Here is a 22,125-nt window from a genome sequence, read left to right on the forward strand (position 1 = left end):
CGTATGGCTGAACGAACCGACGGTCAGGCTTCGGGCGGCCTGGGCACGTTGACCAAAGAACTGCCTACCGACCGGTTGCTGGAAGAAACGCAGAACCTCCTCGCCGCCCTCGGAGAGCGAGCAGTCGCCAATATGACGGACAAGGTCCAGGATCTGGCTCACGGCGGGGGACTGGGTGGCGGTCTCAAATCCAAATTGGCGCTCGCGGGGGGCAAACACTTCCTGAAGTCCGCCGTTGGCGGCGCCATTTCCCAGGCGAAGGACAAGGTCAAGGAGACGCTGTCCGGCGCCCTGGGCGGCGGTGACAAGAAGAACAAGAAGCTCAAGGTCGTCAACATCGTTGAACAGATCGACGTGGGCCTTCCCGTCTCCGACGCCTACAACCAGTGGACGCAGTTCGAGGACTTCCCCAACTTCATGAAGAAGGTGGAGGACGTCGAGCAGGAATCCGAGACGGTGACGAACTGGAAGGCGCAGATCTTCCTCTCTCACCGCAAGTGGAAGGCGACCGTCATCGAGCAGGTGCCGGACGAGCTGATCGTCTGGGAGTCGAAGGGTGACAAGGGCCATGTCGACGGGGCGGTGACCTTCCATGAGGCCGGGCCGCACCTCACCAGGATCCTGCTGGTTCTGCAGTACCACCCGCAGGGCATGTTCGAGCACACCGGGAACCTCTGGCGTGCCCAGGGCCGCAGGGCACGGCTCGAACTGAAGCACTTCCGCCGGCAGGCCATGAGCCAGGTACTTCTGCACCCCGAGGAGGTCGAGGGGTGGCGGGGCGAGGTGCGCGACGGCGAGGTGGTGCGCAGCGATGAGGAAGTGCGCGACGAGGAGGCCGCGGACGAGGAGGAGCAGGGCGAAGAGCAGCCCGAGGACGAATTCGAAGAGGCGGAGGAAGAGGAGCCGCGTGACGAGGAGGAGGTAGAGGCGGAGGAAGAGGAGGAGGAAGAAGAGCCCGAGGCGGAGGAAGAGGAAGAGGAGGAGGAAGAGGAGGAGGAAGAAGAGCCCGAGGCGGAGGAAGAAGAACCGGCTAGCCACGCGCGCCGGCAGCCCTCAGCGAAGGCCAGGTGAGCGTGTTGACCGTAGCCAGCCAGCCAGCAACTCCCTTGAGGTTCCTTGCGTGACCTCCTCACGACGCGCCCACCTCCCCCGGCTGAATGCAGCCGCCAACTCGAAGACGGCCGGTCCGGCGGTTGCCCTTCCAGGCTCGTCTCCGCCCACTGGAGGCGGTTGCGTCTGGTGACGACGAAGAATGCGTTGGGCATCAGCCATACGACGCGCTGGAGCAGGCGCTCGAAGTCGCGGTGGGTGCGGTCACCGGTGTCCTCGAAGGTGTCCAACAGGATCACCGGCAGTGCGCCGCTGTCGGCCGGGAGCTGGGCCAGGTCCCAGGCGAGAAGGTGCGGGTAGAAGCTGAGGGCTTCCAGGTCGGGCTCGGCCTCCAGGAGGTCGGCAAGGCGCGAGCAGCCAGCAAGGGCGCGTACGGACTGGCGCCGCTCGCGTGACGCCTTGATGAGCGCACCGGCCCCGTGGCCGAGCGCGCCCCCGACGGTGCCGGGCAGGAGCATGGCCCTGGGCGACGTCGCTGAGGGCGGACTGTATCTGCTGGGGCAGGGCGGCAGCGGCGCTGAAGCGGCTCAGCAGCCCGCCTCGGCGCAGGTAGTCCTCGATCGGTTCGCCCGGGTGGTTGTGCTCCCAGTAGCGGCGCAGGGCGAGGAGGGCGTCGTGGATACGCCGGGCGGTGCCGGTCTTCCGCCAGGCGTCCCGGACGCCGATCTCCTTCAGGGCCATGGTCGGATGCTTGGTGTACTTGTTCGCCGGCGCTGGGCTGGTGCGCTGCCAGTAGCGGTCGCCGTGCTCGATGGTGTTGCCGTAGGCGTAGCCGACCGGATGCCCGTCCGCGTACGCGAGGACGGCAACGAACCCCGGCTCGGTGCCGTGCCGGTCCAGGCGTTCGCCGAACGCGGTGACCGCGTGGTTCGGCATATGGAGCAGGGGGGCGCGCACCTCGGCGTACACGTCGAGGAGATCTCCGCGGACGGCGTTGAGGTCGGTGAACGTACGCAGTTCGATGGCGGGCGCTGTGGTCATGGGCCATCCTCCAGGCGCGGTGTGCTCGGTCCAGGTCTGCACGGTGGAACTGCCCGGCGCGGTGGCGCGTAGCGCGGCCCCGAACTCCTGCAGCATGCGCGTTACCCGGGCGTGCTGGGTGGCGGTTTCGGCGGGGACCTTCATCGCGGTGGCCGTGGCGGCGTCGGGGGCGCCCTGGGTGAGCTGGGCGTGTGCGAGCCGGGTGGTGGTGATGGGCCGGGCCGCGGGCTGCGACGGGGCGAGGCGTGCGGCCAGAAGTGGACCGACACCAACCTGGACGCCGGTCTCATCACCGTCGCCAAGCAACCCGTCGTGGACGGCTGGGAGGTGTACGAGGACGACCCCAAGACCGACGTCGGCGCACGGACCATCGCGCTCGACTCCGACACGGTCCAGGCCCTCAAGCGGCACCGCGCTCAGCAGGACCAGGACCGTAAGGAGTGGGAGAACGCCTGGGTGGAGACCGGCCGCGTCTTCACCCAGGAAAACGGTGAGATGCTCCACCCCGCCAATGTCACACGGCGGTTCATCGAGCTGTACGAGGAGATCGACCTCCCGCCGGTCCGGCTCCACGACCTCCGCCACGGCGCCGCGACCCTCGCCCACGCGGCCGGGGCCGACCTGAAGGACGTCCAGGAGATGCTCGGCCACTCCTCGATCATCATCACGGCCGACACGTACACGAGCCTGCTCCCCGAGGCCGACCTCGCCATCGCCGAGGCCGCTGCTCGTCTCGTACCGCGCGCCCGCGCCACCTCCGAGAACACCACTCCGGAGGCGGAGCCTGAACCCGACGGCGAGGAAAAGCCTGGCCCGGAGTCCATGCCGGATGATGCTGATCCGTCGGGGGAAATATCGGGGCCTGGCGACTCATCCGCTCACGCACCGCTCACGCAAACGGCCCCGGACGAGACGTCCGAGGCCGAGTAGGAGTCCTCCTTGGGGGAGAAACACCAGGTCAGAGCAGTAATGCGCTGTGCCCCCGGCAGGATTCGAACCTGCGACACCCGCTTTAGGAGAGCGGTGCTCTATCCCCTGAGCTACGAAGGCGGGGATCTGTCGGAAAACGTGTCTGAAATTCGTCCGAAGCTGGATGAATCTCGATCCGTTGGGTCCCGACAGGTCTGTGGTAGCACGGCCGACAACGGCTGCGCCACCGCCGACAGTGTAGCGGGTGGCCTGGTGGTGGCAGGTGACTCCTGGGTGGTGCGGCCGTCCGTGCGGGGTGGGCGGAAGGGGGGGGCAGTTGGGCTGGGCTCGGTACGGGCGCCGGCGCCAGCTTCGGTCGAGTGTCAGAAGCGGGGCGTATCCGATGTGTGCTGCGGCGTCGGGGTGATGTGCTGGTTGGCGCCGGGGTTCTGGCGGCCGGGCGGCTTGCAGGTGACGTCCTGTGCAGGGAGCTTTCCGCTGCTCAGGTAGGCGTTGACGGTGCGGTCGGCGCAGGAGCCCGGGTGTACGCCGTAGACGCCGTGGTCCAGGCCGCCCTTGACGTACACCATGCGCGAGCCCTTCAGGGCGCGGTGCATGCCGAGGCCGCTGGCCAGGGGCGTCTGGGAGTCCCACTGGTTCTGGACGGTGAGCAGGCCGACCTTGTTGTTCACCGTGGTGACGGGCTCGGCCGGCTTGTCCCAGAACGCGCAGGGCTTGATGTGGGAGGCGAAGTCGCCGTAGAGCGGGTACTTGGCCTTGTCCCGGATCGCGTCACGCCGGTACTGCTCGGGGTCGCGCGGCCAGGCCGCGGTGTCGCCGCAGACCACGGCCCAGAAGGCGGCGGGCTGGTTGTCGTCCGGGACCTCCGCGGCCCAAGCCGCGGACCGGCGCAGTCCCTGCTGATCTTCCAGCGTGGGGGAGCGGTGGGAGGTCGCGTGGCCGCCGGCGATCTTCTTGTACTCGACGACCGTCTCGGCCGCGTCCTTGGGGCTGTAGAAGAACACGTCGCGGAGAGTGGCACGGATGTCGTCCCCGGTGAGCTTTTCGTCAGCGGTCACGAGGGGAGTGCGGTCGGCCTGGGCGATGAGCTTCCAGAACGTCTTCCTCACCTTGGCCGGGGTGTTGCCGAGTTTGTAGGTGCGGTGGCGCTGCGCGGTCCACTTCGTCCAGCGGGTGAAGGCCGGCTCGGCGCCCTCCGCCCAGATCTGGATCATGCCGCGCCAGGCCCGTGCGGGGTCGACCGCGCTGTCCAGCACGAAGCGATCGGTTCGCTTGGGGAACATCTGCGCGTAGACGGCACCCAGGTACGTGCCGTAGGAGATGCCCAGGTAGGAGATCTTCTTCTCGCCCAGAACGGCGCGGATGACGTCCATGTCGCGGGCGGTGTTGCGGGTGGTGATGTACGGCAGCCTGTCGCCGTTCTTGGCACGGCACTTGTCGGCGACGGTGCGGGCCCACTTGACGTCCTGGTTGAACGTCTCCGGCTTGTAGGGGCGTTCGTCGTTCTGCTCCGTGTCCGTGAGACCGCACGTGACCGGGCTGCTGCGGCCCACGCCGCGCGGGTCGAACCCGATGAGGTCGTACCGCTCACGGACGTTCTTGGGCATCAACGGCTTCATTCCGACCGGCATGCTCAGGCCTTCGCCGCCCGGACCGCCGGGGTTGAAGAGGATCACGCCGCGCCGCTTGCCGGGGACGCTGGTCTTCACTCGGGAGATGGCCAGCTTGATCGTCTTGGAGCCGGGGCGGCTGTAGTCGAGCGGGACCTTGATCGTCGCGCACTGGTACGCGGCGGGCTGCGACGCGTCGCATCGGTGCCACGCGGGCTTCTGGTTCTCGAATCTCTTCAGCGGTTCCGCCGCCGATGCCTGCGCCGGGGCGAGGGCGGGGACCAGCGTCGCCGTGACCCCCACGGCGAGCAGGGGGGCTATGCGTCCTATTCGCACGATGGCCGTTCCTTTCGATCAACTTCCGGGACGGAGCGACCATTTCGTGACTGCCGAGGCGGGCGAAACACACTGTGGTGCTATCTCGCTACGACTCCCGGCGTACACGAGAAGAGACGTGCGGAGGACAACCCGAACCGGCTGATCACCATCCGCACCAGCGTGAGACCACCCGGGTTCCATGCGACTGAACCCTGGCTAGGGGGTGGTACGCCGGCGTCATCGCGGCGTGAAGAGGATCATCGGAACCGGTGCCGTCGTCGCGCGGGGCGCGCAGGATCCAGGTGGGGGAGCAGTCGTGGAAGATCGAGGTCGATGGGCTGGGGCATGGGTCACGCTCCTGCGAAACCGGTCCGTGGTCAGGGCGCGGTGACGCTGGGGCGCGGGCAGGGGTGCGCACGTCACACTCTCCCGGGGCGTAAGCCCGTTCAGCCGTAGACGGGGGGCTGTGGACGCGACGGGGCGGCGCCGGGCCACGTCCTCGATGAGGCGGCGGGTGATGGACGGCGCGAGCAGCGCGTCACCGGCGGCGACCACCCGTATCACCTGAACGAGTTCGCCGACCTGCGCTCCCTTGAGCAGGAAGCCGTCGGCCCCGGCGTGCAGCGCCTCGTAGACGTAGTCGTCGATGTCGGAGGTGGTCATCACTGGCCGCAGAGCCGTCCGTGGCCACCGCCTCCCCGCTCCACGGGCCCCGCCCCTTGGTGGGTTCGGCGCCGACGATCGTGCTCCCGGACGGCCACGTGGTTCTGCGTGATCGCGTCGGGGCGGTGGTCAGCCGACCGGTTGTCCGCCCCAGTGCGTCACTGTCCAGCCGCGCCGTGGATCGCCGTCCATGGCCACGATGTGGGTGTTCTCCAGCGGGTGCCGGGCGGCGTACGCGGCGTCGACGTTGCGGGACCGGGCGGCTGCCCAGGTGCGGATGGCCGCGCCGTGGCTGACGACGGCGGCGCCGTCCGCCCCCGATCCGGCTATCTCCTCGATGACCTCGTCATAACGGGTCAGGGCCTCCTCGCCCGTTTCTCCTCCGGGCATGCGCAGGTCCGTCTGCCCCGAGGCCCATGCCATCACCGTCTTCAGATACAGCTGCACGGACTCGGCGTCCCGGTTCATCTCCAGATCGCCCGCGCTCAGCTCGCGCAGGCCCTCCCGTACGACGGGCCGCAACCCGCGCTCCCGGGCCAGAGGCGCCGCCGTCTGCCGGGCGCGCCGCAGCGTCGAGACGTACAAGGCGTCGATCGGCTCGTTCGCGAGACGCCCTACCAGCTCCTCCGCCTGCTGCCTCCCGAGCGTGGTGAGCTCCGCTCCCGGTGCGTCGGTGTCCAAGGCATGCGTGAGGTTGGACGTGGTCTGGCCATGACGGGTGAGCAACAGACGCATCGCAGCGGACGTCCTCTCGGTGAACGGGAACCAGGCCCGTACGGACAACGGAGAAAAGCATACGAGCCACCCTGCGACCCTGGCAGGTTCTTGCTGTGGCCAGAGCTGTCTCCTGCTGGCGAGCGCATGGATGCCAGGAGAGACACGCATGGATGCCAGGGGAGACAAGTAGATACAAGCATCACGGCCTCAGCAACGCAGGCTCCGGGTAAGTATGCTCATGTCCCGGCACTCGGCAGCTGGTGCGCATCTCGTCGCGTAGAGTGCTCTTGTGTCCGAGCCCGAGGTGCCCAGAGGATCCGCGGCGAGCGGAAGATTTCAGTCACTCTTGGATGAACTGGGGTTCCGTATCAGCAGTGGCGCTCTGCCGCCCGGGCATCTGGTTCGCGTGGAGGACCTGGAGAAGGAGTTCGGTGTCTCCCGCAGTGTCGTGCGTGAGGCCGTCCGGGTCCTCGAGTTCCTCGGCTTGCTGCGCAGCGCGCGCGGCGTCGGTGTGACGGTGCGGGAAGACCGCGACTGGAACGCCCTGGACCCGCGCGTGATCGGATGGCGGCTCGCCTACGAGAAGACCCGCGCCACCGAACTGCACGCGCTCGCTCAGCTGCGTTACGCGATCGAGCCTGTCGCGGCCGAGTACATGTGCGCGGCGTCCACACGACGAGAACGCGCCGAACTGCTGCTCTGCGCGGAGGAGATGGCTGCGAAGGCCGATGACATCGCCGCCTTCACGGCACAGGACGTCCGGTTCCACTCGCTCATTCTCGGTGGCACCCGGAACCACCTCTTCACGGCGCTGGAGCCGACCTTCACCACCGGCCTCATAGGCCGTAGTGACTACCACTTGATGCCCAGTACGCCCGATGAGAAGTCGATCGAACTCCACCTCGGGGTGGCCGAAGCCATCTTCGACGGGGAGGGCGGCCGCGCCGCCGAACTGCTGCGGATCCTGCTCAAGGAGGTCGTCGAGCGCTTCGCCGAGGCCGACGGGTGGAATGCGGGCTCCGCCCCGAGCGACTCGGCCTGAGCAGCCGCGAGGCCGCGACGGTCGTCATTTCACCGACCCCGTCGGAAGACGTGGTTGATCACGGTGGTTGATCACGGTGGATGATCACGATGGGTGCCCACGAAGAGGACGCCGGCCATCAGGCTGCCGTCGCCCCGCCTGCCGTCGCCCCGCCTGCCGTCGCCCCGCCTGTCGCCGCCCCGCAGCTCAGCCCTGCCGGTCCGGTGCGACGTGGATCTTGGGCCCGGGACCGGCGCCGGTCGGCCGCTTTCCCGCCAGCACGGCGTCGACCCCGTCGAGGCCGACCGTCTCGGCGATCAGCGGACGTGGGTCCACCTCGCCCTTCGCGTAGGCCTCGATCGTCGCGTCGAGTCCCGGTGACGCGCTGAGAATCCCGATGGCCGTGACGTCCTTGAGCACCAGCGACCGCGTGTCGATCAGGCTCGGGCTCCCCGCGACGCCGATGTAGACGACCCGCCCTCCCGGCTCGATCAGTTCGAGTGCCTTCGCCGGCAGTTCCGGCGCGTTGGACGCGTCGATCACGGCGTCGTAGGGGAGATCCGGAAGCGTGTCCTCCGTCCAGGCGGCATCGAAGCCCAGCGTCGCCGCGAACTCCAGCGAACCCCCCGGACGGCCCATGAGGTGCACCTCGGCGCCGTCCCGCCGCGCGAACATCGCCACCAGAAGCCCGATGGTGCCCGGTCCGAGCACGAGCACCCGGTCTCCGGGCCTGATCGAGGCCGCCTGCGCGGCCCGCAGCGCGTTTCCGCCGGGCTCGACCATCGCGCCCATGGCGTCGTCGACGGTGTCGGGCAGGACGTGCAGCGACGAGGCCGGCACGGCCAGCCGCTCGGCGAGGGCGCCTGCCCGGCCGCCGCGAATGCCCACCTCCTGGCGTGCCTCGCAGACGTGCTGGATCCCGCCTCGGCACCGGCGGCAGTGACCGCAGCCGAGCATGGTGTCACCCATGACCCGCCGTCCGATCCACGACCGGTCGACCCCGTCCCCCACGGCGGAGACGGTGCCCGACCACTCGTGTCCCAAGCGCATGGGAAACCGCGCGTGACCTTCGCGGAGATACTCCATCTCCCCGGTGTAGAACTCGACGTCGGTGCCGCAGACACCGGCACGGGCGACGTCGACGACGACCTCGCCCGGTGCGGCCACCGGAGCGTCGACCTCCACCACCCCGGCCTCACCGGGACCGAAAAGGACGAACGCCCTCACCGGCGCTCAACCCCGCGCTGGGAGTACCGAGCCACCATGAACCTCCTGCCGCCAGAACCCCTTACGTGAAGCTAAGCATATTTGTACAAGGGAACTCGGTAGCCGAAACCGGCTGCCGGGACTGGGGCGGTGCGGCGGCTTGTGGGCGAGTACGGCGCCGGCGGCGTGAAACACGAGCGAAACGGGCGATTCCTAGACTCCGGCAGATGCGCCACCTGACCATCCTTGACGCCCCCACGGAGTGGAGCCGGTTCACCGAGGGCTCCGTCGAGCGCCGGATGCTGCTCGCCCTCGGCGACCGGCTCGGCACCGAGCTGCGTCCGAAGCCGCTCATGCTGCCCGACGGCAGCCGCGTCGAGGTCGAGGGAATCGACACCGCGGGCCGCGTGCTCGTCCAACTCGTCAGCAATCAGGGCGCGTACAAGCCCGCCTACCGCAACAAGGTCATGGCGGACATGTTCAAGCTGCTCTGGCTGCGGGACTCGGTCCCGACCGCCGAGCGCGCCGTACTCCTCGTCACCGAGCTGATCGTGCAGGCACTCGGCGGCTGGGTGACACGCGCGGCGGCCGACCTCGGGATCGAGATCTACGTCTTCGACGGCAGCACGGCCGTAACACTGCCGCCCCGGACGTAAAGTCCCCGAAACGCGGCGGGGTGGGGCGGTGAAACACAGGGCTCCTACGGTCGGAGGCACCTAAGCGGATTTCCGCGTGGCAGTCTCCCGCACTCGCTACGCACGCTCTCCGACTTCCAGGATCGGGCCTTCGTGCTCGCGACATGGATGGGAGCGTGAAGGTGACTGGCACGCCAGCACTTGAGTTGCGGTCGGTGCACCGGGTCTACGGATTCGGGTCGTCCGCGACGAATGCCCTCGACAACGTGGATCTGACGGTGCCGCCCGGCCGCTTCGTCAGCCTCATCGGGCCCAGCGGCTGCGGCAAGTCGACACTGCTGCGCATCGTGGCCGGCCTCGAACAGCCCGACCGGGGCGAGGTCCGGGTGCACGGCGTGCCCCCGGCGCAGGCCTGCGCCGCCAAGATGATCGGGCTCGTGCCGCAGAGCCCCGCCCTGCTGCCGTGGCTGTCCGTGCTGCGGAACGTCACTCTGCCGCAGAAGATCAACAAGGGGTCGGCCAGACGCCGTGAGCGCATCGCCGGTTTCGGGGAGCGCCAGACCGCGCCGTCCGCCCCCGACATGCGGGAACTCCTCGTCAAGGCGGGTCTCGGCGAGGCCATGGACAAGCTTCCGGCCCAGATCTCCGGCGGCATGCGGCAACGTGCCGCGATCGTACGGGCCTTCGGCCTGCGGCCCGACGTGCTCGTCATGGACGAGCCGTTCTCGGCGCTCGACGAGTTCACCCGCGAGAGCCTGCAGGACCAGCTGCTCGACCTGTGGGACGAGCTGAAGACGACGGTCCTGTTCGTCACCCACTCCGTGTCCGAGGCCGTCCGGCTCTCCGACACCGTGGTCGTCATGGCCCCGCGCCCCGGCCGCGTCGTGGACGTCATCGACGTCGACCTGCCCCGGCCACGCGGTGATCGCCTCTTCGGGGAGCGCCGCTTCCACGAGTACGAGGACCTGATCCGAGACCGACTGCGCCGTGCCTGGCACGGCGAAGCCGCATGAGCGGGGCGTGGAGATGACCGTAACCGACGAACGCACCACCCTGGCGACCGAGACGGAACAGCCCACCGAACCGTCGCGCTTCAGCCTCAGGCATCCGAGGTCCCGGATCGCCTGGATCCGTCCCTCCGTGTGGGCGCCCCTCCTGGTGATGCTGGCGTTCCTCGCCGTCCTGTGGCAGTGGGGAGCCGGGCAACTGCCCTACCTGCTGCCGCCGCTGCCCGAGATCGGCAGCTCGTTCACCACCCAGTTCGGCTACTACGTCGACAACGCCCTGGTCACCCTGGGTGAGGCGGTGGCCGGCCTCGCGATGGGGTTCGTCGCCGCGTTCGCGCTGGCGGTGCTGACGACCGAACTCCCGCTGCTGCGCCGGGCCGTCATGCCGATCGCCGTCGTGCTCAACGTCACCCCGCTCGTGGCGATCGCACCCGCCCTGGTCGTGGCCTTCGGCTTCGGCCCGCTGCCCAAACTCGTCATCGCCGGCCTGATCTGCTTCTTCCCGATCCTCATCAACACCGCGGCCGGTCTGCGGTCCGTGCCGCAGCAGGTGCTGCAGGTGTACCGGACGATGGATGCCGGCCGCTTCGAGCTGCTGTGGCACGTGCGCGTCCCCAACGCGCTGCCGTACCTGTTCGCGGCGCTGCGCATCGTCCTCCCCCTGTCGATCGTCGGCGCCGTGGTGGCCGAGATGTCGGCGTCGGGATCGACCCACGGCCTCGGCACCGCGATCAGCGTGGCCTCGTCCATGAACCAGCTGCCGGTCGTATACGCCTCGATCCTCGTCCTCGCGGTCATGGGTGTGCTGCTGCTGCTCGCCGTGACGCTGGTCGAGCGCCGCGTCCTCCACTGGCACGACAGCGCCCACAACTGACCCGGCTCACCCCAGCACAGCAACCCGTCGCCCGCGATGGCGGGGGCTCGGCGACCCATGCCCTCATCCGCACCGTTCCCCGGCGGCCACCGCCAGTTCGGAGTCACCCATGTCACCCGTGCAGTCCCGTCTCATGAGATCCGGGCTCGCCTCCCTCGCCGCGATCGCGCTGACGACCGGCGTCGCCGGATGCGGCTCGGAGGCCGGCGCCGGCACCTCGACCGGCCCGGAAGGATCCGCGATCTCCGCCGAGCGGTGCGCCGAGAACAAGGCCGCCGGCACGATCACCTATCTGTCGGGCTACCAGTACCAGTCGTCGGTGTCGATCCTCGAGTACATCGCCGCGAGCAAGCTCGGCTACTTCAACGACCTCTGCCTGAACGTGGTCCTCAAGCCCGGCACCGGCGACACGGCGCAGAACACCAAGCTGCTCGCGAGCGGACAGGCGACCGTCAGTCCGGTCGCCGAGCAGGACGTCATCCAGGCCCGGGCCAACGGCATCGACATCACGGGCATCTCCTCATATTCGAACGCCGGCCTCGAAGTCCTGATGACGAACAAGGACATCACCAAGCTGACCCAGCTCGACGGCAAGGTCGTCGGCCACAAGGGCTACGTACCGGCCACCGTCCAGGCGATGCTGATCAAGGCCGGAGTCCAGTGGGACTCGCTCAAGCTGGTCAAGCAGGGCTACGACCCCTCCGTACTGCCGCGCGGACAGGGCGGCCTCGAAGCCCTCACCGGGTTCGTCTCCAACGAGCCCAACCAGCTCAAGGCGGCCGGCGACGCCGTCACGGTGTGGAAACCCATCGACTACGGCGTCCCGAGCTCGCTCGGCGCGATGGCGGTCGACCCGGCGTTCGCCAAGGCGCACCCGCACGCCGTCGAGGACATCCTGCGCGCCGCCCTGCACGCCTACGACTACTGCGGCGCCGGCGACGAGCACATCGCCGAGTGCGTCGGGTATGCGGCGCAGCTGTCCGGGCCGACGTACGACAAGGAACTGAACACGGCCATCTGGAAGACCGAGACTCAGGTCGTGAAGGACCATCCGACGGCCGGACAGCCGCTGGGCGCCGTCGACCCGAAGAACGTCGAGGGGATCGTCGACATGTTGCACCGGTTCGAGATCGTGCCCGACAGCGTGACCGCCGACCGGGCCGAGGGATGGTTCGACACCTCGTACGTCAAGAACATCCACGCCGCCGACAAGCTGGTCTGGCCCGCCCCGTAGCCGCAGGAATCTCACGGAAAGGCGCACACACGTGCCCGCGAAAGAATACGGAATCTTCCTCCCCATCGGGAACGGCGGATGGATGCTGTCCACGACCGCCCCGCATCCCGAGGCGAGCTACGAGTGGAACAAGCGAGCCGCCCTGCACGCGGAGAACATCGGCCTCGACTTCGTCATGTCGATGGCGAAGTGGCGCGGCTTCGGCGGCAGCACCGACCACTGGGGCCGCTCGCTGGAGTCGATGACGATGATGGCGGCGCTCGCCGAGGCGACCAGTCGCGTCAAGATCTGGGCGACCCTGCACGCGAACGTCCACAACCCCGCCGTCGCCGCGAAGATGTTCGCCACCCTCCAGGACATCTCCGGCGGCCGCGCCGGCCTGAACATCGTCAACGGCTCCTACGCGGGCGAGTTCGAGCAGTTCGGGGAGTGGGACCCGCGGCTCAGCCACGAGGACCGCTACCGGATGACGGAGCTGTGGACGGAGGCGGTCACCCGGCTGTGGACCGAGGACTCCGTCACCATGCGCACGCCGTACTTCGACCTCGTCGACTGCGAGTCCCGTCCGCATCCGGCCACCCGCCCGACCCTCATCAACGCGGGCAGGTCCGAGGAGGCCCGACGCTTCCAGGCCACGTACGCCGACGGTGCCTTCCTCGCCGCCGAAAGCCTCGACGAGATGCGCGTGCTCTCGGCGGACGTCCATGCCCGGGCGAAGGCCAACGGACGTGTCTGCAAGACCTATTCGATGCTCACCGTCGTCCAGGACGAGACCGACGAGCTGGCCGCCAAGAAGGTCAGGGAATGGGGCGCGGGCCTCGACCGCGAGGCACTCGCCCATATGCGCCGCACCTGGGGCATCCCCGAGGACCAGGCCCGCGCGTGGGCCGATGACGCGGGCGGCGAGGCCGCGTTCCAGACCCCGTACGTCGCGGGATCGACGCGGACGGTCACCGAGCACATCGAGTACATCGTGCGCGAGGCGGACCTCGACGGGCTCATGCTGATCTTCCCGGAGTACGACGAGGACATGCTGCTGTTCGGCGAGACCGTGCTGCCGGCCCTGCGCGCCCGTGACGAGGTGGCGGGATGACGTCCGACCTGCGGGACAGACAGCTCGCCCACCTCACCCGGCCCGGCAGCAGGCCCGCACTGGTCGTGGTCGACGTGCAGCGCGACTTCGCCGATCCGCGATGCCTGAAGGACCACGGCCTGACGGATGCCGCCCTGTCGGCCCTCGACCAGGCGGTCACCCGCGTCGGCGCCCTCGTCGACGCCGCCCGCACGGCCGAAGTACCCGTCGTCTGGGTCGAGTTGGGCAGTGAGCCCGCACGGCCGTGGCGTTCGAGCAACTGGCTGCGCGGGGGCGACTACGACGCCCCCATGAGCCCTGCCGAGCCCTGCGTCCTCGGTACACCGGGAGCCGAGTGGTACCGCGTGACGCCCGCCGAAGGCGAACCGCGCGTCGTCAAGCGCGGCTACAGCGGTTTCCTCGGCACCGACCTCGACGCGCGGCTGCGCGCGGCCGGCTGCGACTGGCTCACCGTCGTGGGCCTGACGAGCGAGTGCTGCGTCCACGCCACCGCCCAGGACGCCCTGCAACTGGACTGGCCCGTCGTCGTCCCCCGGGACGCCACGGCCGCCTACGACCTCGACGTCCACGCCGCGGCCCTCACCCAGCTGGAACTCAACGTGGCCGTGCTCAGCGACACCGACGAGGTCGTCGACCTGTGGAAGAAGGCGGCACGGTGACCGGCATGCACATCGGCTACGACCTCTCCTTCACCCACACCGAGGGCGCGTGGGCCCGGCAGGGCTCCTGGGTCGGGCTGGACTTCCCGGACGTACGCATGTACATGGAGCTGGCGCGGACGGCCGAACGGGCCGGCGTCGGCATGCTGTTCTTCGGCGACGGCAGCGGCATCCCCAGCACCTGGCGGGGGAGCATCGAACCGGCCGTGGAGTGGGGCATCCAGTGGCCGCGCCACGACATGTCCCCGGTCATCGCGGCCATGTCCACCGTGACCGAGCGCATCGGCTTCGGACTGACGTACTCCTCGACGTTCATGCACCCCTTCTACGTCGCCCGGCTGCTGAACTCGCTCGACCACGTGACCAGCGGCCGCATCGCCTTCAACGTGGTGGCGTCGACACGCGGCGCGGACGCGGCGAACTACGGCTTCGGCGAGCTGATGGACCACGACCTGCGCTACGAGCGCATGGAGGAGTTCGTCGCGGTCTGCCGCGCCCTGTGGGACTCGGTGGCGCCCGACGCCATCGTGCGGGACCGGGACACGGGCCGCTTCGCCGACCCCGCGAAGGTGCGCCCGATCGACCACGAGGGACGCTTCTTCACCGTCAAGGGCCCGCTGGCGTCGGTACCCAGTCCGCAGCACCACCCGCTGATCGTGCAGGCCGGCAACTCGCCCCGCGGCATCGCCGCGTCGGCACGGCTCGCCGATCTCGTCTTCGGCTTCGGCGGCAACCTCAACGCCCAGCAGCGCCACCGCAAGCTGCTCGACGAGGCGCTCCTCGCCGAGGGGCGCGACCCGGACCGTACCGGCATCCTCTGGGCCACCCAGGTCATCGTCGGCCGCACGACGGCCGAGGCACGGGCACGCCGCGACTCGGTGCACGAGTTCTGGAACGAGGAAGCCGTCGCCACCTACCTGTCGCACAACGCCGGCTACGACCTGTCGACGCTGCCGAGGTCCTTCCGACTGGCCGAGCTGCGCGACGAGATCGTCGCCGCCAACGCGAGCCCCGCGGGCCTCGTCGGCTCGCTCATCGCGGAGTTCGGCGAGGACCACACGATGAGCCGCGGCGAGTTCTTCGCGCACGGCCGCGGCAGGGCCACAGGTCTCGACCACAGCGTCATCGGCGACCCCGCCACCGTCGCCGACGCGTTGCAGGAGAACTTCGCCGCGACCGGATCACGCGGCGGCTACATGATCTCCAGCCCGCTGGCCATGCCCTCGGGATTCACCGAGATCAGCGAGCTGCTGCTGCCCGAGCTGCGCCGCCGCGGTGCCCTCGCACCGGCCCACGCCGGCGCCACGCTGCGCGAGAACCTGGCGGTGTGAGATGACCGCAGGGAGCGAGCGACGCCACTGGCTCGCCCTCGGCAGCCTGTGCGCGGGGTTCTTCATGCTGCTGCTGGACAGCACCGTCACCTCGGTCGCGCTGCCCGCGCTGATCACCGGCCTGCACACCAGCGAGACCCTCGCGATCTGGGTCAACAGCAGCTACCTCATCGCCTACGCGGTCCCCCTGATCACCGCGGGACGGCTGGGCGACCGCTACGGCCACCGGCGCGTCCACCTGATCGGACTCGCGGCCTTCACGCTCGGGTCGCTGCTGTGCGCGCTGGCCACCACCGTCGAGGCACTCATCGGCTGGCGGGTGGCCCAGGGCATCGGTGCCGCGCTGATGACACCGCAGTGCCTCACCCTCATCAAGGCGCTGTTCCAGCCGCCGCGTCTCGCCGTCGCGCTCGGCATCTGGGGCGCGGTCGGCGGAGCCGCGGTGGCCGCCGGGCCGCTCGTCGGCGGCCTGCTCGTCGCCGTCGGCGGCTGGCCCGCGGTGTTCTGGATCAACGTCCCGGTCGGTGTCGCCGCCATGGCCGCCGTGGCCGTGTTCGTCCCCGCCCTTCCCCGGCAGAAGGCGGGCATCCCGGTGTGGGCGATCTGCGCGAACGCCACCGGCGTGGGCGCGCTCGTCCTCGGCGTCCAGGGCACGGACGCCGCGAGCGCCGACGTGCTGGGCGTACCCCGCTGGCTGCTCACCGTCACCGGCACGCTGGTCGTCGCGGCCGTGGTCTGGCTGCAGCGCCGCGACGGACAACGCGCGCTCGTGCCGGTCGCGTTGCTGCGCAGCCGCGGCTTCGTCATCGCGGCCTGGGGCGGCGCCGCCGCGGCCTTCTGCGCGGGCTCGGCCATGATCCCCCTGATGCTCTACCTCCAGCAGGAGCGCGGGCTCGCCCCGGGCGCGGCGGCGTTCACCCTCGTACCGATGGGTGTGGTGTGCCTGCTCGGTGCTCCGGTCTCGGCCCGGCTCAACAACGGAATCGGACCCCGTGCCGTCGCCGCCGTCGGATCGTCCGCGCTGGTCCTGTCCATCGGAGCCTCGGCGGTGCTCGTCGCGACGGACGCGCCCATCCCCGCCCTGACCGCGGCCTTCGCGGTGTACGGAGTGGGCAACTCGTTCGTCTGGTCACCCCTGTCGATCGCGGCGGTGACCACGGTCGCCCCGGACGAGGTCGGGGCGGCCTCGGGAGCCTTCAACGCGATGAAGCAACTCGGCGCGGTGCTGGGCAGCGCGGTCAGCGCCGTCCTCCTGGCCGGGTTCGGCTACGCCGCCACCCTCGGCGGACTCGCCGCCGCCGGACTGCTCTGTCTCCTCGCCTCCGTGTCCCTGCGAGTCGACCGTCCCGGGGCCGACTCGCCCGCGGCGTCCGCCGCCGCGCCCCACCTACCCACAGGAGTCGCCTGATGAAGGCCGTCGCCGTCATCGGAAACCCCAAGGCCGGCTCGCGCACCCGCGATGCCGCCGAACGCCTCGCCACGGCCCTCGACCTCGACTGCGAGGTCCTCGAAGTCACCGCGCTCGGAGCCGGCCTGCTCGGCTGGGGCGACCCGGACGTCACCGCGGCCGTCGAGCGGGTGCGTTCCGCCGACCTCGTGATCGCCGCGTCCCCCACCTACAAGGGCACCTACACCGGTCTGCTCAAGCTCTTCCTCGACCAGTTCCCCACGGAGACCGGCCTCGCCGGCCAGGTCGCGCTGCCCCTCATGCTCGGTGCGGGACCCGCGCACGCGCTCGCCCCCGAACTCACGCTCAAACCCGTGCTCGTCGAACTCGGGGCGACCTGCCCCGCGCAGGGCTTCTACCAGCTCGACTCCACCTACACGACGGACGACTCCCTCACCCGCTGGGTCGGGCGGTGGGGCCGGACCGTGCTCGACACCGCGAAGACGAGGACCGCACGATGACGACGATGGAAGCCCTCACCTCGGATCCCGGCGAGCTGAAGAGAGCGTTCGCCGCCTTCCCCTCAGGAGTCGCCGCCCTCTCGGCCCGCGTCCACGGCGACCCGAGCGTCATGATCGTCTCGTCGTTCGCCGTCGGCGTCTCCGCCTCCCCGCCCCTGGTCTCCTTCGCCGTGCAGCACACCTCGACGACCTGGCCGGTGCTGTCCCGCGCGCAGGCGATCGGAGTGTCCGTCCTGGGCGAGGAGCACAGCGGCAAGGCCCGGCAACTGGCCTCCCCCAGCAAGGAAGGCCGGTTCGCCGGCCTCGGCACGGCGGAATCGGCATCCGGCGCGATCTTCCTGGAGGGCGCGCCTGTCTGGCTGGAGTGCACGATCGAGCACACCTATCCGGCCGGCGACCACGACATCATCGTGCTGCGGGTGCTCGCCCTGATGGCCGACGACGACCGCAGTCCCCTCGTCTGGCACCAACGGACGTTCAAGATGCTGGCGGACTGAGGCGAGCCGGCGGCGTGCCGGACGCCATGTCCTCCTACGCGGAGGCCGAGAGGCTTCACGCTTGCGCTGCCGAAGTCAGCTGCTTTTCCCCGGCTCCGGTGCGGTGACGTCCGCCCGGCCGGCGCGGAGCATGGCCTGGTAGAGGGCGTCGTGCTCGGGCGAGGCGGGCAGGGGGCCGCGGGCCGGGGCCTCCAGGGACTGGATCAGCAGGGCGACGACGCGGCGCCAGGCGTCGGGGGCGGCGTCGCCGGTGGCGCTGACGACACCGGCGTTGGCCATGTGCAGCAGCACCAGGTCCGAGGAGTCGAAGTCCTCGCGCAGCCGGCCCGTGGCCTTGGCGCGGTCGATGAGCCGCACCATCCCCTCGTAGGCCTCGTTCCGGCGCTTCTCCATCGCCTTGGCGCCCGGGAAGGTCGTGGTCAGGACGTCGGCGAAGCCGTGGTCGGCGGCCTGCATGGCGCAGGCGGCCTCGATGTAGCCGGTGAAGCCCTGCCAGGGGTCGGGGTTTTCGAGGGCGGTGGTGACCGCGTCGGCGTAGGCGTCCATACGGTCGGAGAAGACGGCGTCGAACAGGTCGTCCTTGGTCGGGAAGCGGCGGAAGAGGGTGGCGATCCCCACGCCGGCCTCGCGGGCCACGGAGGCCATGGAGGCGCCCAGACCGTCCCGTCCGAAGACCGTCCGCGCGGCGGCGATGATCCGCTCCCGGTTGCGCTCGGCGTCACTGCGCAGGGGTTGGGCGGCGGGGCCGTCGGGGTGCTGGGCGCCAGGGGTCATGACCGCGAGTCTAGCGATCGGATCGCCCTCTCCATTTTGGCGCGACACCCCGACGAACCGCGCGAGTCACCACGGGGTGGAGATGCCCGGGCGGGTGGTGGTGAACATCTCCAGGAAGTTCATCTGGGCGAGCGGGACGGAGAAGAGGGCGCCGACGCGTTGGGCCGCCGCCTCGGACGCGGGGTCGGAGCGGCGTACGACCGAGATCGTGTGGGGGAAGACGACGTACATGACGTGGGCGTCCTGGAGGTGCGCGTAGTAGCGCTCGGGGCGGAGTGCCGCGGCGAGTTGGAGGCAGGCTTCCTGCGTGGCCTGTCTGGGTATGTCGAGTTCGATGATCTCCACGGGGCCGTCATCGAGCGGCAGGGTGTAGCGCTTGAGTTCGATGCCCGGGACCTTCCGCAGGAGGGCGGGGTCCTTGAGGCTCTCGGTGACGATGACGGCCAACAATTCGTTTCTCTCCTCTGGTGCGCGGGGCCTAGCATGCCGCCGTTGTTCCGGAAGGTGTTCGAAATTCCGAACGTATCTCCGAACATATCTCCGGGTGTATCTGCGGGTGTATCTCCGGATGCATCTCCGGACGTATCGATGTGAACGGATGTGATGCCATTGTCTGCCGTGATCGAGGCGCGCGGGCTGTCCAAGGTGTTCCAGACGACCGTTCGGCGACCCGGTTTCGCGGGTGCGCTCAGGTCGCTCGTCAGTCCGCAGCGCGTGGCCAAGGCCGCGGTGCAGGACGTCGAATTCAGTGTCGGCAAGGGGGAGTTGCTCGCTCTGCTCGGTCCCAACGGGGCCGGGAAGTCCACCACGATCAAGATGCTCACCGGGATTCTGACACCCACCTCCGGCGAGGCACTCGTCGCCGGGGTCGTCCCGCACCGGGACCGGGAGCGCAACGCCCACAACATCGGGGCCGTGTTCGGGCAGCGGACGCAGCTGTGGTGGGATCTGCCCGCCCGGGAGTCGTTCGAGATCCTGCGGGACATCTACGGGGTGCCCGAGGCTCAATTCCGAGCGAGAATCGAGGAGTTCGACGGGCTGCTGGAACTCTCCGAGTTCTGGGACACCCGCGTCCGCCATCTGTCGCTGGGCCAGCGGGTCCGCTGCGATCTCGCCGCGTCGCTGCTGCACGACCCGCCCGTCGTCTTCCTCGACGAGCCCACCATCGGCATGGACGTGGTGGTGAAGGAGCAGGTACGGCGGTTCCTGCGGCACCAGGTCGAGGAGCGCGACCGTACCGTCCTGCTCACCACCCACGACATGACCGAGGTGGAACGCCTCGCCGAGCGGGTCGTGCTGATCAACCACGGCCGGATCGTGCTCGACGGCCCGCTCCAGGAGATCCGACGGCGCTTCGGCGGCACCTGGCAGGTCCGGGCCACCCTCGCCGACCCGGCCGACGTCGAGGAGATCGAGCGCGGCGAGGGAACGAGCGGCCCCGCCTCTCCCGACGGAACCGCCGCACTGCCCGGCCCCGTCCCGCTGCCCGGCTTCGCCGGCATCGGTGTGCTGCGGCGCGAGGGGCCGAGAGTCGTGTTCGGGCCGGTCGGGGAGGACGCGCCCACCGTGCACGAGGCGTTGAAGGTCATCATCGGGCGGTTCCGCGTCGCGGACCTCGCACTGGAGGAGAACGACCTGGAGGACGTCATGCGCGCCGCCTACCTCAGCGACGTACCGGCCCAGGAACCGGCCACCGTCACCCCCGCCGCCGCCCAGGGCGGTTGAGCCATGCCGGCCACGACCGGGACACCGGCCGAGACCCCTACGACCACCACCACCTGGTGGGCGCGCGCCCACCGCATCGCCTGGATCACGCCACGCGGCGAACTGCTCACCCCGCCCCGGATGACCGCCACCGCCGTACGGCTCCTCGTCCAGGTGTGCCTGGTCGTCTACCTCTGGCGCGGCCTGTACGCGAACACCGACTCCAGCGCTGGGCTGAACGAGACCCAGGCCGTCGGCTACGCCGTACTCGCCGTGCTCGCGAACCGTATCCGCGGCCTCGACCGGAGCGCGGGCCGCGACATGGTGATCCAGCATCTGCGCTTCGGCACGATCGTCTACTGGTATCTGCGGCCGATCAAACCCCAGCGCTACTACGCGCTGCGCGCCCTCGGCGACCAGCTGTACGGCTTCGGCTGGGTGCTCGCCGGATACGTGCTGTGTCTCGCCGTGGGGGTCGTCGCCCCGCCCGCTTCCCTCGCGGTGGCCGGGGTCTTCGCGGTGAGCATGCTGCTCGGCCAAGTCGTCCTGTACTACGTGATGATGCTGGTCGACCTGCTGTGCTTCTGGACCCTGCGCAACGAGTCGGCGCTGCTGATCCTCATCTTCGCGCAGAACCTGCTCTCCGGTGTGTACGCGCCGCTCTGGTACTTCCCGGACTGGTTCATCACGCTCAGCGCGTTCCTGCCGTTCCAGGCGACCCTCGGCGTACCGCTCTCCCTCTACGTCGGGCGGATCACCGTCGACGACGCCTTCGGGCAGCTGGCGATCCAGGCCGTCTGGATCGTGCTGCTCGCGCTGCTCACCCGCCGGCTCTGGGACCGGGCCGGCCGACGCGTCGTGGCCCAGGGAGGATGACCATGACGACTCCACACGGGACCGCTACGCCCGGGACCGCTACGCCCGGGACCGCGCACGCCTGGCGGGTCGTCTGGCGGATCACCAAGCTCAACTTCAAGGCCCGGCTGGAGTACCGGGGCGAATTCCTGATGGGTGTCGCCGTCGGGGCGATCTGGCAGGTCTCGATCGTCGTCTTCGCCTCGGTACTGCTCACCCGGTTCCCCGGCCTCGGCGGCTGGTCCAGCTCCGACGTGCTGCTCATCGCCAGCATGCGCATGCTCGCCCACGGGCTGTACGTGCTGTTCCTCGGCCGGGTCCAGTACATGAACATCCTCGTCCAGGAGGGGATCGTCGAGCCCTGCCTGATCCGTCCGATGCCGGTCTACCGGCAGATCCAGCTGACCTTCTTCCCGGTCAACGCCATCGGCGACCTGGTCGTCGCGGTCGGTCTGTTCGTCGCCGCCCTCCAGCGCAGCTCCCTCGACTGGACGGCGGGCCGGATCACGTACGTGGTGGCGGGCGTGCTCGGCGGCATGCTCGTCGAGGCCGCGCTCTTCACGGCCCTCGCCGCCGCCGCGTTCCACTTCCCGGCCACCTCGTACTGGAGCCAGTGGCTGGAGGAGCTGATGGGGACCTTCGGCAGCTACCCCCTCAGCATCCTCCCGAAGGCCGCCTCCGCCGCGTTCACCTTCGTCGTACCGCTCGCCTTCATCGCCTACTTCCCGGCCGGCGTACTCACCGGGCACGGCGACGCGATGGGCGTACCGGAGGCGCTCGCGGTGGCCTCCCCGTTCATCGGCCTCACGGCCTTCGTCCTGTCACGGCTGCTGTGGAACTGGAGCCTGCGCCGGTACACGGGCGTCAACGGGTAGGTGTTCAGGGACGGTTGAGGGCCCGTGGGTGGTGAAATGCAGGGGCGTAGCCCCCTGCATTTCAGGGGCGCGGGGAACTGCGCGAGCAACCACAACGCACCCGCAGCTGGGGGTCGAAGGGGC

21 protein-coding genes, 1 tRNA gene and 3 pseudogenes are annotated in these 22,125 nt (G+C 69.7%); 16 read left to right on the forward strand and 9 right to left on the reverse strand.

Annotated features, from left to right (window positions below; all coding sequences use genetic code 11):
• Positions 1-3: 3 nt before the first annotated feature.
• Positions 4-1,071 carry an SRPBCC family protein gene (locus JIX56_RS27130; protein WP_257544368.1) on the forward strand — a complete coding sequence of 356 codons (1,068 nt, stop codon included), beginning with the start codon at positions 4-6 and terminating at the stop codon, positions 1,069-1,071.
• A 633-nt stretch (positions 1,072-1,704) separates the two neighbouring features.
• Here the strand turns inward: JIX56_RS27130 and JIX56_RS27140 are convergent.
• Positions 1,705-2,091: pseudogene (locus JIX56_RS27140) on the reverse strand (GNAT family N-acetyltransferase); the annotation flags it as partial.
• Position 2,092: 1 nt separating this feature from the next.
• Positions 2,093-2,310 (reverse strand): annotated as a pseudogene (locus JIX56_RS27145) (hypothetical protein); the annotation flags it as partial.
• Between JIX56_RS27145 and JIX56_RS27150 the strand changes: the two are divergent.
• Positions 2,281-3,021 carry a tyrosine-type recombinase/integrase gene (locus JIX56_RS27150; protein ID WP_257544370.1) on the forward strand — a complete coding sequence of 247 codons (741 nt, stop codon included), beginning with the start codon at positions 2,281-2,283 and terminating at the stop codon, positions 3,019-3,021. The pseudogene JIX56_RS27145 and the gene JIX56_RS27150 overlap by 30 nt on opposite strands.
• A gap of 47 nt (positions 3,022-3,068) precedes the next feature.
• On the opposite strand, the gene JIX56_RS27155 is transcribed toward JIX56_RS27150, so the two are convergent.
• The 4 genes and pseudogenes from JIX56_RS27155 to JIX56_RS27170 form a co-directional block, all read right to left on the reverse strand.
• Positions 3,069-3,141: transfer RNA gene (locus JIX56_RS27155), tRNA-Arg, on the reverse strand.
• A gap of 242 nt (positions 3,142-3,383) precedes the next feature.
• A complete protein-coding gene (locus JIX56_RS27160) occupies positions 3,384-4,967 on the reverse strand; it encodes an alpha/beta hydrolase (RefSeq protein WP_257544372.1) in 1,584 nt (527 codons plus the stop codon).
• Between the two features lie 405 nt (positions 4,968-5,372).
• A pseudogene (locus tag JIX56_RS27165) lies at positions 5,373-5,636 on the reverse strand (DNA-binding response regulator); the annotation flags it as partial.
• 105 nt (positions 5,637-5,741) lie between these two features.
• Positions 5,742-6,347: a histidine phosphatase family protein gene (locus tag JIX56_RS27170; protein WP_257544373.1), complete on the reverse strand. Its 606-nt coding sequence runs from the start codon at positions 6,345-6,347 to the stop codon at positions 5,742-5,744.
• Between the two features lie 328 nt (positions 6,348-6,675).
• Between JIX56_RS27170 and JIX56_RS27175 the strand changes: the two genes are divergently transcribed.
• Positions 6,676-7,371 (forward strand): FadR/GntR family transcriptional regulator, encoded by a 696-nt coding sequence (locus JIX56_RS27175; protein WP_257544375.1) that lies wholly within the window; start codon positions 6,676-6,678, stop codon positions 7,369-7,371.
• A gap of 186 nt (positions 7,372-7,557) precedes the next feature.
• Here JIX56_RS27175 and JIX56_RS27180 read toward each other — a convergent pair whose 3' ends face one another.
• Complete coding sequence (locus JIX56_RS27180; protein ID WP_257544377.1) at positions 7,558-8,577, reverse strand: zinc-dependent alcohol dehydrogenase; 1,020 nt, start codon at positions 8,575-8,577, stop codon at positions 7,558-7,560.
• A 206-nt stretch (positions 8,578-8,783) separates the two neighbouring features.
• On the opposite strand from JIX56_RS27180, the gene JIX56_RS27185 reads away from it, so the two are divergent.
• The 10 genes from JIX56_RS27185 to JIX56_RS27230 all read left to right on the forward strand — a co-directional run bounded on the left by JIX56_RS27185 (position 8,784) and on the right by JIX56_RS27230 (position 17,794).
• Positions 8,784-9,212, forward strand: a complete 429-nt coding sequence (locus tag JIX56_RS27185) for a hypothetical protein (protein WP_257544379.1) — start codon at positions 8,784-8,786, stop codon at positions 9,210-9,212.
• A gap of 161 nt (positions 9,213-9,373) precedes the next feature.
• Entirely contained in the window at positions 9,374-10,204 is an 831-nt protein-coding gene (locus tag JIX56_RS27190; protein ID WP_257544381.1) for an ABC transporter ATP-binding protein, read from the forward strand.
• Positions 10,205-10,217: 13 nt separating this feature from the next.
• Positions 10,218-11,072, forward strand: a complete 855-nt coding sequence (locus JIX56_RS27195; protein ID WP_257551140.1) for an ABC transporter permease — start codon at positions 10,218-10,220, stop codon at positions 11,070-11,072.
• 109 nt (positions 11,073-11,181) lie between these two features.
• On the forward strand, positions 11,182-12,306 hold the full coding sequence (locus tag JIX56_RS27200) for an ABC transporter substrate-binding protein (RefSeq protein ID WP_257544383.1): 1,125 nt from the start codon (positions 11,182-11,184) through the stop codon (positions 12,304-12,306).
• Positions 12,307-12,337: 31 nt separating this feature from the next.
• Complete coding sequence (locus JIX56_RS27205; RefSeq protein ID WP_257544385.1) at positions 12,338-13,399, forward strand: LLM class flavin-dependent oxidoreductase; 1,062 nt, start codon at positions 12,338-12,340, stop codon at positions 13,397-13,399.
• Entirely contained in the window at positions 13,396-14,058 is a 663-nt protein-coding gene (locus JIX56_RS27210; RefSeq protein ID WP_257544387.1) for a cysteine hydrolase family protein, read from the forward strand. The genes JIX56_RS27205 and JIX56_RS27210 overlap by 4 nt, the downstream gene beginning before the upstream one ends.
• Positions 14,059-14,063: 5 nt before the next feature.
• Positions 14,064-15,389: an NtaA/DmoA family FMN-dependent monooxygenase gene (locus JIX56_RS27215; protein WP_257551141.1), complete on the forward strand. Its 1,326-nt coding sequence runs from the start codon at positions 14,064-14,066 to the stop codon at positions 15,387-15,389.
• Position 15,390: 1 nt separating this feature from the next.
• Positions 15,391-16,797 (forward strand): MFS transporter, encoded by a 1,407-nt coding sequence (locus JIX56_RS27220; RefSeq protein WP_257544389.1) that lies wholly within the window; start codon positions 15,391-15,393, stop codon positions 16,795-16,797.
• Positions 16,797-17,297 carry an NADPH-dependent FMN reductase gene (locus JIX56_RS27225; protein WP_257544391.1) on the forward strand — a complete coding sequence of 167 codons (501 nt, stop codon included), beginning with the start codon at positions 16,797-16,799 and terminating at the stop codon, positions 17,295-17,297. The genes JIX56_RS27220 and JIX56_RS27225 overlap by 1 nt, the downstream gene beginning before the upstream one ends.
• Entirely contained in the window at positions 17,294-17,794 is a 501-nt protein-coding gene (locus JIX56_RS27230) for a flavin reductase family protein (protein WP_257544393.1), read from the forward strand. Before JIX56_RS27225 ends, JIX56_RS27230 begins: the two co-directional genes overlap by 4 nt.
• Before the next feature lie 75 nt (positions 17,795-17,869).
• On the opposite strand, the gene JIX56_RS27235 is transcribed toward JIX56_RS27230, so the two are convergent.
• Both JIX56_RS27235 and JIX56_RS27240 read right to left on the reverse strand, forming a co-directional pair.
• Complete coding sequence (locus tag JIX56_RS27235; protein WP_257544395.1) at positions 17,870-18,568, reverse strand: TetR/AcrR family transcriptional regulator; 699 nt, start codon at positions 18,566-18,568, stop codon at positions 17,870-17,872.
• Between the two features lie 66 nt (positions 18,569-18,634).
• Complete coding sequence (locus JIX56_RS27240) at positions 18,635-19,018, reverse strand: hypothetical protein (RefSeq protein WP_257544396.1); 384 nt, start codon at positions 19,016-19,018, stop codon at positions 18,635-18,637.
• A gap of 159 nt (positions 19,019-19,177) precedes the next feature.
• Between JIX56_RS27240 and JIX56_RS27245 the strand changes: the two genes are divergently transcribed.
• The 3 genes from JIX56_RS27245 (at position 19,178) to JIX56_RS27255 (ending at position 22,002) form a co-directional block, all read left to right on the forward strand.
• Positions 19,178-20,293: an ABC transporter ATP-binding protein gene (locus JIX56_RS27245; protein WP_443032067.1), complete on the forward strand. Its 1,116-nt coding sequence runs from the start codon at positions 19,178-19,180 to the stop codon at positions 20,291-20,293.
• Positions 20,294-20,413: 120 nt separating this feature from the next.
• A complete protein-coding gene (locus JIX56_RS27250; protein ID WP_257551142.1) occupies positions 20,414-21,148 on the forward strand; it encodes an ABC transporter permease in 735 nt (244 codons plus the stop codon).
• Positions 21,149-21,150: 2 nt separating this feature from the next.
• On the forward strand, positions 21,151-22,002 hold the full coding sequence (locus tag JIX56_RS27255; RefSeq protein ID WP_257544399.1) for an ABC transporter permease: 852 nt from the start codon (positions 21,151-21,153) through the stop codon (positions 22,000-22,002).
• Positions 22,003-22,125 lie beyond the last annotated feature (123 nt).

Origin of the sequence: Streptomyces sp. CA-210063, assembly GCF_024612015.1 — a bacterium.
Taxonomy (GTDB): Bacteria; Actinomycetota; Actinomycetes; order Streptomycetales; family Streptomycetaceae; genus Streptomyces.